Source organism: Bradyrhizobium sp. NAS96.2 (genome assembly GCF_001908235.1).
In the GTDB taxonomy this organism is placed as follows: domain Bacteria; phylum Pseudomonadota; class Alphaproteobacteria; order Rhizobiales; family Xanthobacteraceae; genus Bradyrhizobium.
Map to the genome: position 1 here is coordinate 1 of NZ_LGHK01000216.1, position 11556 is coordinate 11556.

Genomic DNA, 11556 nt, shown 5'->3' on the forward strand with positions numbered 1-11556 from the left:
AGCGCGATGAGATGAGCTTGAATCGTCATCGCGCTTTAGATTCTTGTTTTCGCATGATCTTTTCGGAAAACCGCTTCACACTTTTCCGGATCATGCTCTAGCTGCCCAGCAACTCCGTGATCAGTCCCGCCGCCTTGATCCCGGTGCCGCTGATGATGACGACGGTGCGCTCCGCCGGCCGGATCGCGCCGCGGTCCTTGAGGACGTCGAGTGCGGCGGCGGCCGAGGCCGAGGTCGGCTCGACGAACAGGCCGGTCAACGCCAGCCGCTTCAATGCGGCGACGATGCCGTCTTCGGGGATCGCGACCGTACCGCCGCCGCTCTCCTTCAGCGCCGCGATCATCTGCTTCAGCCGCAGCGGATGCTTGATCGCGGTGCCTTCGGCGATGGTCTTGCGGACCGCGCGATCGACCGGCGTGTCGAGGCCGGCGGCGAAGCTCGCATCGACCGGCGAGCAGTTGAGCGGCTGGGCCCCAAACAACCGCGGCAGCCGCGTGATCTGCCCGGCCGCCAGCAGCTCCTTGAAGCCGATGTAACAACCGAGCAGGCTGCTGCCGGCGCCGACCGGCATGATGACATTGTCGGGCGCGGTGAAGCCGAAATCTTCCCAGATCTCGTAGGCCAGCGACTTGGTGCCTTGCAGGAAGAACGGCTGCCAGTTGTGGCTGGAGTAGAAGATCTGCTTCGACTGGCGGATCGCTTCCGCTTCGGATTCCTCGCGCGGGCCTTCGACCAGCTGCACCTCGGCGCCGAAGGCGTGCATCTGCGCCACCTTCATCGGCGACGTCGTCGCCGGCGCCAGGATTTTCACCCGCATGCCGCCCGCCGCGCCATAGGCTGAAACCGACGCGCCGCCATTGCCGGAAGAGTCTTCCAGCACCGCATCGATGCCGAGCTGGCGCAGGAATGACAGCATCACCGTGGTGCCGCGATCCTTGAAGCTTGCGGTCGGATTGAACCATTCGAGCTTGAAATGCGGCCGCAGGTTGTCCCATTCCTTCTCGACCGCAGGCGTGCAGCCTTCGCCCATCGTGATCGGCTGCCCGATCTCGACCGGCAGCGCCGCGCGGTAGCGCCACAGCGACCGCGTCCCGTGATCGATCTCGTCGCGGGAGATGCCGGGCAGCGGTGTGACGAGCAGCGGCTTGCCTTCGTCGGAGCACCAGCGCGGCGCATCGAGCGGGTAGAGTTTGCCGTTGAGCGGGTCGATATAGCTGGGTGAAGGCATCTCGGTTCAGTCCTCAAGGGGCGCGCCGGCCGGACAAGTCGCGACCGAGCACGAAAGCCGGCAAGGTCGCAAGGTTGTCACGAACCATGATCGGGGCGGGCGCCCCTACCGGCAGGTTCATTGCGGCCCGATTATGCCACCAAGTCGGCAAGTGCACACGTGCCGTTCCGAACAGATCATAGGCCGATCCCGCGACGAACAGGCATCGATTGGCCGGGACCGGCAGCTCATCGAGCGCGAGCTGATAGGGTTGCGGCTGCGGCTTGTAATAGCCGGCGCGCTCGGCCGTCACGAAGACGGTGAGAGGGACGCCGATGCGATCGGCTGCGATGCGGCCGAGCCGCTCCGAGCAGTTGGTCACGACGCCGAGCGCGACACCGTGATCGTGCAGCGTTTGCAAGACGTCGCGAACCTCGGGCCAGGGATCGAGCTCCGCATAGCGTGCGCCAAGCTCCGCCGCGCGCTCGAACGGCAGCCCGACATTGCGCGCCGCCTCGCCCACCAGATCCTCATAGGGCCGGTAATGCCCGGTGGCATAAGTGTTCCTGAGATACTCGGCGCGCCAGCGAAGCCCAGCCTCGTCGGAGCCGGCGACCTTGTTCCACAGCGTCCAGCTGTCGAGCAGCGCGGTCAAGAGATCGAACAGAACGGCGTCATAGGCTCGGGTCATGGGCTGCGTTCCGTTTCCTACCATCCGCGAAACCGCTCCCATTGCCTGACGGTGTCGGAGCCGGCAGCGACGACATGATAACGGTCGTGCTGCGCTCCCGTCGCGCAGGCGTGGTTCGGCAGGACGCGGACCTTCGTGCCGACCGGCAGCGTCACCTGCGGTGCGGTGCTGCCGGGACGAAGCGTGAGGATGCCATGCTCCTGGTTGGTCTCGGTCACGATCAGGTCGGGATAGGGCCGTCCATCGATGTCGCAGACGATGCCGTAGCCCTGATCGAGCGGCTGCTTCGCGGTGCCGCGATCGCGCGACAGCGCCATCCAGCCCGCATCGATGAAGGTCAAGCCGCGATCGGCGCGATGGCCGATCACCGTCGCGAGCACCGACAATGCGATGTCCTCGATCGCGCAGACCCCGATCCCGGCCATCACCAGGTCGAACATCACGAAGACGCCGGCGCGCACCTCGGTGACGCCATCGAGCCGGCGCGCGAAATGCGCCGTCGGCGTCGAGCCGATGCTGACCACGGGACAGGGTAGCCCGGCCGCGCGCAGCGCTTCGGCGCAGGCGACCGCGGCGGCGCGCTCCTGCTCGGCCGCCTGCTCGAGCGCCTTAACGCTGCGGCAGGAATAGGATTCGCCGGCATGCGCCATGACGCCGCGCAACTCGGCGCCGCCTTGATGCAGCGCGCGGCCGATCTCGACGAGCAGCGGGTCGCTCGCGCTGACCCCGGCGCGATGGCCGTCGCAATCGATCTCGATCAGCACGGGAATGCGGTCGTTCGTTGCGCGCGCCATCGTGGTGACGGCAACCGCCTGCTCCATGCTGTCGAGCACCACGGACAGGTCCACGCCCTGACGCCGCAGCGCGGCGACGCGATCGAGCTTCTGCGGCGCGATGCCGACGGCATAGAGGATGTCTATCACGCCGGCCGCGGCAAACGCCTCAGCCTCCTGCAAGGTCGAGACCGCGGCCGGGCCGCCCGGGCCGTTCATCACGGCGCGTGCCGCCGGAATTGATTTCGCGGTCTTCAGATGCGGACGCAGCGGCACGCCGAGCCGCGATAGCTGCGCCTTCAGGCGGGCGATGTTGTGCAGCATCCGGTCTTCGTCGAGCACCAGGCAGGGCGTGTCGATCCCGGCGAGCGGATGCGGTGTGTTCAGGACAGGGGCTGATGTCATGCGGCGAGACTAGCCGTTTCCGTGCTAAGTACAATTTACCGAATGTCATTGTTATATTAAGTCTGAGCTTAATGATCTCGACCGACGACATCCGCTTCTTCCTGGCCATCGCTGCGGCCCGGTCGCTCGCGGCCGCGGCGCGGGCGCTCGACGTGACGCCATCGGCGGTCTCGCAGCGGCTGCAGAGCCTCGAGCAGCGGCTGGGCGTTCAACTGGTCAGCCGTTCGGCCCGGCGGCTGACTTTGACCGATGAGGGCGAGCTCCTGGTGCAGCGCGGCGGCGCGCTGCTCGACGAGGCGACGGAGTTGACCGAGGCGCTGCAGGCGCGTCGCGGCACCATCGCAGGCCATCTGAAGATTCTTGCGCCGCTCGGTTTCGGACGCCGCTACATCGCCCCGGCCGTTGCTGCGTTTCGAGCTCGTCATCCCGAGGTGTCGATCGAGCTCGAGCTCTCCGATCGGCCCGCGCGCGCTGCTGCGGGGGCGTGGGACGTCATGATCCACATCGGTGCGCTAAAGGACTCCACGCTTCGCTTGCAGCGTATTGCCCCGAACGAGCGCTATCTCTGCGCTTCGCCGGCCTATCTGAAGTGCCGCGGCGTGCCGGCGCGCCCGCAGGATCTGCGCTTGCATCAGTGCATTGCGTTGCGCGAGAACGAGGAGGACGTGACGCTCTGGCGGTTCTCCCGCAGGCGTGCCGCGTCGGAGCCCGATGTCGTCAGGATCGAGCCGATGCTGTCGAGCAATGACGGCGAGGTCGTGAAGGCCTGGGCGCTGGCGGATCACGGCCTGATCGTCAGGTCGGAGTGGGATGTCGCCGAGGATCTCGCCGCTGGCCGGCTGGTCCGTGTGCTGCCGAACCATCGCCTGCCACCGGCTGATATCGTTGCGCTGCTCAATCCGGGCCGCAGTGGGCGGGCGAGACGCACGCAGGCTTTCGTGGAGCACCTGCGCGCCGCGCTTGCGCCGCCGCCATGGCGCGGCAGGCCGGGCTAGAACAGCATGAAGTTAAGTTGAATCGGTTTGACCGCAGATTCGGTCCACCTCTCCCAAGGGAGAGGTGGACTTCCGCCGCGGCTTTAGCTCAGCTCAATCTAATCCCACCATGCTCTAGCAGCCGGCGGGCTCGCTCACGCTGCGCCGGCCTGCTTGCTCAGATAGGTCCTGGCAAAGTCGAGATACCAGTCGAGGCAACCGGGATTGGCCATCGCATCGCGGTTGATGACCTTCTCGACGGGGTGACCGAGCAATAGCTTCTTGACCGGCAGCTCCTGCTTCTTGCCGGACAGCGTGCGCGGAATTTCCGCCACCACGAAGATGTCGTTGGGCAGGAAGCGGCGCGACAGCCCGGCCTCGACTGCCTGGTTGATCTTCGCCTTCATCGCCGCATCGAGGGTGACGCCCTCGCGCAGCACCACGAACAGCGGCATGTAGCTGTCGCGGCCGAGATATTCGAGATCGACGACCATCGAATCCAGCACCTCCGGCAGCGCCTCGATCGCCGAATAGAGCTCGCTGGTGCCCATCCGCAGGCCGTGGCGGTTGATGGTGGCGTCGCTACGGCCGTAGATCACGCAGGAGCCGTCGGGGTTGATCTTGAGCCAATCGCCATGCCGCCACACCGGACCGCGGCCGCTGCCGTCGAAATTGTCGGGGTAGGTCTCGAAATAGCTCGACAGATAGCGCGCATTGCCGGGATCGTTCCAGAAGCGCAGCGGCATCGAGGGCAGCGGCTCGGTGCAGACGAGCTCTCCGACTTCATCGATCACGGCGCGGCCCTGCTCGTCGAAGGCTTCCACCGCGCAGCCGAGCAGGCGGCATTGCATGATGCCCGGCGTCTGCGGCAGCTCGCGATTGCCGCCGATGAAGGCGCCGGCGAAATCGGTGCCGCCGGAAATATTGGCCCACCACATGTCGGCCTGCGCGGCGTTGCCGTTGCGCTTCGAAAGCGCGGCGAAGCGCTCGTTGAACCAGGCTTGCGTATCGGCTGAGAGCGGCGAGCCGGTCGAGCCGAGCGCGCGCAGGCGTGAGAGGTCGCCGACGGCGGCGAGATCGATCTCGGCCTTGGCGCAATTGGCGAAGAACGCCGCACCTGCGCCGAAGAAGGTTGCCTTGGCGTCGGCGACGAAGCGCCACAGCGTGGTCCAGTCCGGCTTGTCCTTGGTGCCACCGGGACTGCCGTCGAAGATGCAGCAGGTGGTGCCGTTGAGCAGGCCGTTGGCCTGGCAATTCCACATGATCCAGCCGGTCGAGGAATACCAGTGGAAGCGTTCGCCGAACGAGTTCGGGTGGTAGCTGCAGCCGATGTCGTTGTGCAGCGTCGAGAGCGGCAGCGCCACGACGATGATGCCGCCATGGCTGTGCAGGATCGGCTTCGGCAATCCGGTCGTGCCCGAGGAATAGACGATCCAGAGCGGGTGATCGAACGGCAGCCATTCCGGCTCGAAGGCGTCGATCTCGGCGCCCTGACCCGCGAGGATGGATGACAGCCGCGCCTCTGATGGCGCCGTGTCGCTGTGCAGGATGACATGCTCGACCGTCGGCAGCGCGCGCCGCAGCTCCTCGATCACGCCTTGCCGGTCGTGGCGGCGGCCCGCATAGGTCACCGCGTCGCAGGCGATCAGCACCTTCGGCTCGATCTGCTTGAAGCGGTCGATCACCGCGGGCGCCGCCATGTCGGGCGCGCAGACGCTCCAGACCGCACCGAGGCTCGCGGTTGCAAGAAACGCGATGATCGTCTCCGGGATGTTCGGCAAGTATGCGGCGACGCGGTCGCCGGCGCGGACGCCCTTGGCCTTCAGATGCAGCGCAAGCGCCGCCGATTTGCGTTGCAGCTCGGGCCAGCTCGTCTCCGACAGCCTGCCGTCCTCGCCGCTCGCAATCAGGGCCGGCAGGCCGGCGGCATGCGCGGGCGCGACATGGCGGAACACCTGGCGCGCATAGTTCACCGAGGCGCCGGGAAACCACACCGCGCCCGGCATCTTGCGTTCGGCCAGCACCGCGCTATGCGGCGTCGGCGAGCGCAGGTCGAAATAGTCCCAGACGCTCTGCCAGAAGGCGTCGATATCGGTGACCGACCAGCGCCGCATCGCCTCGAAATCCGCAAACGCAAGGCCGCGGGTCTCCTTCAGCCAATCGCGGTAAAGGGCCATTTGCGGGACGTAAGGTGCGGTCATGAGCGGTTTCCGGAGTTTCTTGTGTTGTGGCAGACGCCAGTGAGGCGTGCCGGCGTGTCTTAACATAGGGATGCGAGCACGTGGAACGCAGTCGCACCGCGGCTTGCGTCATATTCTTACCGCCGCGGCCGCGTGCTATTCCTTCAGGCGCGGCGTTGATACCATGCCAATCCCATAGCGAGCGGCCATGTCTGTCGGCGAACTCTTCATTCTCGGCTTCTACGGCAAGGTCATTCCGACCTGGCTGAGGGAATTTGCGGCGCGGTTCGGGCTCGGCGGGGTGATCCTGTTCGATTACTCGTGCCAGACCCGTCAATACGACAACAACATCGCGTCACCGGCGCAGGTGCAGTCGCTCTGCGCCGGGATCGCGGCGCTGCCGTCAGAGCCGCTGGTCTTCATCGACCAGGAGGGCGGCCTGGTGCGCCGGCTCAAGGATAGCCTCGGCTTTCGGCCGCTGCCGAGCGCGAAGGATTTCAATCTGCTCGCGCAGACGGAAAAGCAGGCGATACTTGGTGCAAGCTATGACGAGCTGCGGCGGCTCGGCATCCGCTACAATTTCGCGCCGGTCATCGACGTCGACTACAATTCCGACAATCCCAATATCGGCAGGATCAAGCGGTCCTATTCGTCCGATCTCGGCGAGGTCGAGGCCAATGCCCGGCTGGTCGACGCCGCGGCGCGGCAGGCCGGAGTTGGGCTCTGCCTGAAGCATTATCCGGGCATCGGCGGCGCGCACGTCGATTCGCATCTGGAGTTCATGGATATCTCAGATGCGCTGCGGCCGGAGCAGGAAGAGCTGTTCTACGCGTTGGCCCCGGATACTTTCGGCGATGCGGTGCTGGTCAGCCACGCCATCGTCCGCCAGTGGGACCCGCAGCATCCGATGACATTGTCACCGGCCGGGATCGGCCGGCTGCGCCGCCGCCTTGCCCGAGACGCTCTTGATCACCGACGACATGCAGATGCAGGGATTGCAGAAGGCGCTCGGCACCAGCGCGGCCAGCCTGCGGGCGATCGCCGCCGGCATGGACATGATCTGCATCGGCAATAACCTGTTCGACCAGGAGCAGGCGATTGCCGGCATCGCCGCGGCGGTCGCGGGTGCAGTGCAGGACGGGTCGCTGGATCAGGCTGCGGTGCGGCGATCCATTGCGCGCGTGCAACAGCGCAAGGCGCTGCTCGCCTGATGGCGTTGAACCAATTTTCGCGCGGTGCGACCACAAGAGACGGAACCAATTTCATTACCACGATTTAACAAAGGCGCTCATCGGGGCTAACAACCATGAAGATGCTCAAGCGTCTCTTCCGATTGACCTGGCTACGCCGCGTCGCACGCAGTTCAGCCGATTTTCCACCTGCCTCCATCGATCCCGACGAATTCAGCCGCCTGCTTTGCAGCGGGCGCCGCCAGGATCTGCGGATACTGGCAAAGCGGCTGAGCCAGCGCCCGCGCGCCCACGCATAGGCGCAGCGGGTCAAAGGTGAGCCGGTCCTGACTGAACCAGGACGGGCAAGTCCGGCGCGCGGCGGCGACTTCAACTCCGATCTCGGCGCGATGCGCTACTGCTTTGCCTTCTCGTGCTTGCCGATCCCGACCGCCTTGTAGTCGTAGGTCGGATAGAACTCGGTGCGATAGGCGCCCCAGGCACTGTTCTCGATGACGCGGTTGACCTCGCGCAGCCGTGACGCCGGCAGCCGCAGGGTCACCACCTGGCCGGCGCCCATCATCACGTACCAGCTGACCACCTCGACACCTTCGGGCGGAAACGCCTTGTAGAAGCCCTGACGCTCGAGCTGCGCATTGAGTTCGCCGAGCGGTCGCGACTGATCATGCTTGAAGAAGATCGTGATCATGATCGTGTTGTCTTGCGCCGGCGCTGCGTCGCCGGTCGGCGTGCTCTGGGCCTGCGCTGCGACGCTGACCAGCAGTGCTGAAGCGAGCGCCGCGATCATCATCCAGGATCCATTTCGCCCGCTCCGCCCTCGCTGCATTGTCGCACCCTTTTTGTTGGTCGAGAGGCGGCGATCATCGCGGCGCGTGCGGGGGCTGTAAATTGATATTCGCCTGACCCTGCGTCGCCGGGCCCAATGTGAACCGCCTCATACGAGCGCGTCCCCAACGTGCGGTAAGCCGATGCGATCCCGTGCTTAGAGGGATGATCGATGTCGACCCGGCGAATGGCGTATTGGTGGTTCAGGTTCGTTCTTTCGGGGCGGTTCCTGCAGAAATTCCTCCGGCTCCGGCGCCCGTGAGTCGAAGGCGCGGCGTGCAATCCGGCTATTTCTGACGTGACAGCAGGGGTGTGGGATGCGTCCGTGAAAGCGCGGACGGTAACGATCCACCCGTGAGACGATCGCGACGCAGCCGCCCGTCGTCCCGTAAGAATACTGTAATTCGACTCAAATATGCGAGATTCGTTGCCAAATCAGCGGTAATCTGCGCCTGCTTGGCAGGTCGGGGCCCGAGGTCACAGTTGCGTCACCCGTAGTTTTACGGAGTCCCGTGTTAACGCGGCCACAAGTTCACCTTCGGTAAACCATACTTATGACGCAACATGACAATCGAGCCGAGGCGCGCCTTCCGGCATGGATGGGCGGAGCCGCGGCGCTCGAGGGGCAGCAGCCTGAGGTTCATGGGGCCACTGCGCCGCGACCGCAGGTCACCACGGACGCCGGTGCGGCCATCGTCCGGCAGTTCAACGGGCCGGTGACGGCGCTGCTGCTCTATATGAATGAGCTCAAGCAGCACAGTCAGCAGTTCGCGCACGGCAACGGCGTCTATCTACGGCAGGTGATCGAGAACGCGCTCGAACAGACCGAGCGGGTGTCCGCGATGCTGAAACAGATTTCGGATCTCTACCCGAATGCCGTTCCGGCCGCTGATCTCAGGCCGCAGGGTGACGACAAGCCGGCAGGCGCCCGGTCACCCGATGTCGTGTTTGCGCCGGAGGCCGGCCGCAAGCCGCTGACCAAGCGCGAGCGCGAAGTGCTCAGCCTGATCAGCGACGGCTATTCCAACAAGCAGGGCGCGCTGCGGATGAATATCAGCCCGCGCACCTTCGAGAGCCATCGTGCCGAGGCCATGCGCAAGCTCGGCGCGCGCAACACCGCGGATCTGGTCCGCAAGGCCTTGTTGCATTCCGCCTGAGCGGAGACCGGTGCTCAGAAATCGTCTTCTGCCGCGAAGCACAGCCGCGGCGCGAGCCGCGCGGCGGGAGTGGCCGTCTTCGGTTCGTCCGGAACGATCGTGACCACCCATGCCGCCATTGCGCCGGACCTGCTTTCGACGATCGCGCGCACCCGTCCCGTGACCGTCGCGCCGGCGGATTTGACGGTGGCGGGCCGGCCGTTGAACTGGGCCATGCGGAAGCGCCGGGCTTCCTTCCGGTCGGTCGTCTCGTACGTGAACATCGGCTCCCCCGTGCGTCCACGCGACTTTGCGGAAGCAGCGTTATCCGACGGTGAAAATCCTACGCCGTAGAAGTACGGCTTGCGCGACGGCGGGGGCGTCTTGCGCGAAGCGGGTACCGCTTGAATCGAAACGCTAATGCATGATCCGGAAAAGTGCGAAGCGGTTTTCCGAAAAGATCATGCTCATACAACGAGCTAATACCTCCGGAACCGCCATGCTGTTTCGCCGCTACGGCCAATGAAACAGCACGGCCTGCAATACAAATTCGTGAGCGAGATGTCATGAGCAACAAGATGTGGGGCGGCCGGTTCTCGGAGCGTCCCGACGCGATCATGGAGGAAATCAACGTCTCCATCGACGTCGACCGGCACCTTTATGCCCAGGACATTGCCGCGTCCAAGGCCCACGCCGCGATGCTCGCCGCGCAAGGCATCATCACGTCAGCTGATGCGAAAAATATCGGTAAAGGTCTAGACACGATTTTGTCAGAAATCGGCAAGGGCGGTTTCGACTTCAAGCGCGCGCTCGAGGACATCCATATGAATGTCGAGTCGCGGCTGTCCGAGCTGATCGGGCCCGCGGCGGGCCGGCTGCATACCGCGCGGTCGCGCAACGACCAGGTCGCGACCGATTTCCGGCTCTATGTCCGCGACACCATCGACGAGACCGAGGCGGCGCTGGCCGCGTTCCAGCAGGCGCTGGTCACCCGCGCGCTGGAGCATGCCGGAACCGTGATGCCGGGCTTCACCCATCTGCAGACCGCGCAGCCGGTGACCTTCGGTCATCATCTGCTGGCCTATGTCGAGATGGCCGGCCGCGACCGCGGCCGCTTTACCGACGCGCGCAAGCGGCTGAACGAATCGCCGCTCGGCGCCGCAGCGCTCGCCGGCACCTCGTTTCCGATCGACCGCACTGCGACCGCCAAGGCACTCGGTTTCGACCGGCCGATGGCCAATTCGCTCGATGCGGTATCCGACCGCGATTTCGTGCTGGAGACGCTGTCGGCGGCTGCGATCTGCGCCGTGCACATGTCGCGCTTCGCCGAGGAGATCGTGATCTGGACCTCGCCGCTGGTCGGTCTCGTCAAGCTCAGCGACAAGTTCACCACCGGCTCGTCGATCATGCCGCAGAAGCGCAATCCGGACGCGGCCGAGCTCGTGCGCGCCAAGACCGGCCGGGTGATAGGCGCGCTCACGGCCCTGCTGATCGTGATGAAGGGCCTGCCGCTCGCCTATCAAAAGGATATGCAGGAGGACAAGCAGGGCGCCATGGAGGCGTTCGGGGCGCTGTCGCTTGCGATCCGCGCCATGACCGGCATGGTCGAGGATCTGGTGCCGGATGAAGCGAAGATGAAGGCCGCCGCCGGTGAGGGCTACGCCACCGCGACCGACCTGGCCGACTGGCTGGTGCGCACCCTGAAAATGCCGTTCCGCGATGCCCATCATGTTACCGGGCGGATCGTCGGCCTGGCCTCCAGGCAGGGCGTCGCGTTGCACGAGCTGCCGCTTGCCGCCATGCAGGAGATCGAGCCGAAGATCACGGCGGACGCCCTGAAGGTGCTCAGCGTCGAATCCTCGGTGAAGAGCCGGACCTCGTTTGGCGGCACTGCGCCGAAGAATGTGATGGCGCAGGCCAAGGCCTGGGCCAAGCGGCTGGAAAAAGAGCGAAAATTGGGCTGATCCGGAAAATTTGGCCGTGATTTCATGGCGCTCCGCCTCTCGCCAGAGCACGCCAATGTTTGTATGGTGCCGCCCGAATTGGGGAATTCGTCGTGATTAGCAAGAACCGCCTGACACCGTCGGGATGGGCCATCATTGTGCTGAGCGTGTCAGCGCTTGCGCTCGGCGGCTGCGGCCGCAAGGGGCCGCTCGACCTGCCGCCGACCGCGAA

The 11556-nt window shown here is 65.3% G+C and carries 13 protein-coding genes; 7 read left to right on the forward strand and 6 right to left on the reverse strand.

The features are described from left to right. Nucleotides 1–97 precede the first annotated feature (97 nt). From AC628_RS35175 to AC628_RS35185, 3 genes are read right to left on the reverse strand one after another with little or no spacing between them, the layout of a single operon-like run. The gene (locus AC628_RS35175; protein WP_074131290.1) at nt 98–1228 is read right to left on the reverse strand and encodes a threonine synthase; all 1131 of its coding nucleotides are present in this window, start codon (nt 1226–1228) and stop codon (nt 98–100) included. A 13-nt stretch (nt 1229–1241) separates the two neighbouring features. Then, nucleotides 1242–1898 (reverse strand): HAD-IA family hydrolase, encoded by a 657-nt coding sequence (locus AC628_RS35180; RefSeq protein ID WP_083633255.1) that lies wholly within the window; start codon nt 1896–1898, stop codon nt 1242–1244. Between the two features lie 17 nt (nt 1899–1915). Continuing rightward, nucleotides 1916–3076 carry a DSD1 family PLP-dependent enzyme gene (locus AC628_RS35185; protein ID WP_074131292.1) on the reverse strand — a complete coding sequence of 387 codons (1161 nt, stop codon included), beginning with the start codon at nt 3074–3076 and terminating at the stop codon, nt 1916–1918. A gap of 71 nt (nt 3077–3147) precedes the next feature. On the opposite strand from AC628_RS35185, the gene AC628_RS35190 reads away from it, so the two are divergent. Next, nucleotides 3148–4071: a LysR substrate-binding domain-containing protein gene (locus AC628_RS35190; RefSeq protein ID WP_074131293.1), complete on the forward strand. Its 924-nt coding sequence runs from the start codon at nt 3148–3150 to the stop codon at nt 4069–4071. Nucleotides 4072–4205: 134 nt separating this feature from the next. Here AC628_RS35190 and AC628_RS35195 read toward each other — a convergent pair whose 3' ends face one another. After that, entirely contained in the window at nt 4206–6317 is a 2112-nt protein-coding gene (locus tag AC628_RS35195; RefSeq protein ID WP_283806731.1) for an acetoacetate--CoA ligase, read from the reverse strand. Nucleotides 6318–6438: 121 nt separating this feature from the next. On the opposite strand from AC628_RS35195, the gene AC628_RS35200 reads away from it, so the two are divergent. The 3 genes from AC628_RS35200 (at nt 6439) to AC628_RS35205 (ending at nt 7719) form a co-directional block, all read left to right on the forward strand. Next, the gene (locus tag AC628_RS35200) at nt 6439–7305 is read left to right on the forward strand and encodes a glycoside hydrolase family 3 N-terminal domain-containing protein (RefSeq protein WP_283806732.1); all 867 of its coding nucleotides are present in this window, start codon (nt 6439–6441) and stop codon (nt 7303–7305) included. Next, nucleotides 7217–7441: a hypothetical protein gene (locus tag AC628_RS45905; RefSeq protein WP_283806733.1), complete on the forward strand. Its 225-nt coding sequence runs from the start codon at nt 7217–7219 to the stop codon at nt 7439–7441. The genes AC628_RS35200 and AC628_RS45905 overlap by 89 nt, the downstream gene beginning before the upstream one ends. A gap of 95 nt (nt 7442–7536) precedes the next feature. Then, entirely contained in the window at nt 7537–7719 is a 183-nt protein-coding gene (locus AC628_RS35205) for a hypothetical protein (RefSeq protein WP_074131295.1), read from the forward strand. 95 nt (nt 7720–7814) lie between these two features. Here the strand turns inward: AC628_RS35205 and AC628_RS35210 are convergent, their stop codons facing one another. Beyond that, nucleotides 7815–8246, reverse strand: coding sequence for a hypothetical protein (locus tag AC628_RS35210; protein WP_074131296.1), 432 nt, complete (start codon nt 8244–8246; stop codon nt 7815–7817). Nucleotides 8247–8799: 553 nt separating this feature from the next. Between AC628_RS35210 and AC628_RS35215 the strand changes: the two genes are divergently transcribed. Next, the gene (locus AC628_RS35215; RefSeq protein WP_074131297.1) at nt 8800–9402 is read left to right on the forward strand and encodes a helix-turn-helix domain-containing protein; all 603 of its coding nucleotides are present in this window, start codon (nt 8800–8802) and stop codon (nt 9400–9402) included. Between the two features lie 14 nt (nt 9403–9416). On the opposite strand, the gene AC628_RS35220 is transcribed toward AC628_RS35215, so the two are convergent. Further along, nucleotides 9417–9665, reverse strand: a complete 249-nt coding sequence (locus AC628_RS35220) for a hypothetical protein (protein WP_074131298.1) — start codon at nt 9663–9665, stop codon at nt 9417–9419. Between the two features lie 282 nt (nt 9666–9947). On the opposite strand from AC628_RS35220, the gene argH reads away from it, so the two are divergent. Together argH and lptM are read left to right on the forward strand one after the other, a co-directional pair. Beyond that, nucleotides 9948–11345 (forward strand): argininosuccinate lyase, encoded by a 1398-nt coding sequence (gene argH / locus AC628_RS35225; RefSeq protein WP_074131299.1) that lies wholly within the window; start codon nt 9948–9950, stop codon nt 11343–11345. Nucleotides 11346–11437: 92 nt separating this feature from the next. Then, a partial coding sequence (gene lptM / locus AC628_RS35230) for an LPS translocon maturation chaperone LptM (RefSeq protein ID WP_168193516.1) occupies nt 11438–11556 on the forward strand: 119 nt, incomplete at its 3' end.

Bases quoted from the DNA above. Each gene is read 5' to 3' on its own strand.
- AC628_RS35175 (WP_074131290.1), bottom strand. From the start codon at position 1,228: ATGCCTTCACCCAGCTATATCGACCCGCTCAACGGCAAACTCTACCCG.
- AC628_RS35180 (WP_083633255.1), bottom strand. From the start codon at position 1,898: ATGACCCGAGCCTATGACGCCGTTCTGTTCGATCTCTTGACCGCGCTG.
- AC628_RS35185 (WP_074131292.1), bottom strand. From the start codon at position 3,076: ATGACATCAGCCCCTGTCCTGAACACACCGCATCCGCTCGCCGGGATC.
- AC628_RS35190 (WP_074131293.1), top strand. From the start codon at position 3,148: ATGATCTCGACCGACGACATCCGCTTCTTCCTGGCCATCGCTGCGGCC.
- AC628_RS35195 (WP_283806731.1), bottom strand. From the start codon at position 6,317: ATGTTAAGACACGCCGGCACGCCTCACTGGCGTCTGCCACAACACAAG.
- AC628_RS35200 (WP_283806732.1), top strand. From the start codon at position 6,439: ATGTCTGTCGGCGAACTCTTCATTCTCGGCTTCTACGGCAAGGTCATT.
- AC628_RS45905 (WP_283806733.1), top strand. From the start codon at position 7,217: ATGCAGGGATTGCAGAAGGCGCTCGGCACCAGCGCGGCCAGCCTGCGG.
- AC628_RS35205 (WP_074131295.1), top strand. From the start codon at position 7,537: ATGAAGATGCTCAAGCGTCTCTTCCGATTGACCTGGCTACGCCGCGTC.
- AC628_RS35210 (WP_074131296.1), bottom strand. From the start codon at position 8,246: ATGCAGCGAGGGCGGAGCGGGCGAAATGGATCCTGGATGATGATCGCG.
- AC628_RS35215 (WP_074131297.1), top strand. From the start codon at position 8,800: ATGACGCAACATGACAATCGAGCCGAGGCGCGCCTTCCGGCATGGATG.
- AC628_RS35220 (WP_074131298.1), bottom strand. From the start codon at position 9,665: ATGTTCACGTACGAGACGACCGACCGGAAGGAAGCCCGGCGCTTCCGC.
- argH (WP_074131299.1), top strand. From the start codon at position 9,948: ATGAGCAACAAGATGTGGGGCGGCCGGTTCTCGGAGCGTCCCGACGCG.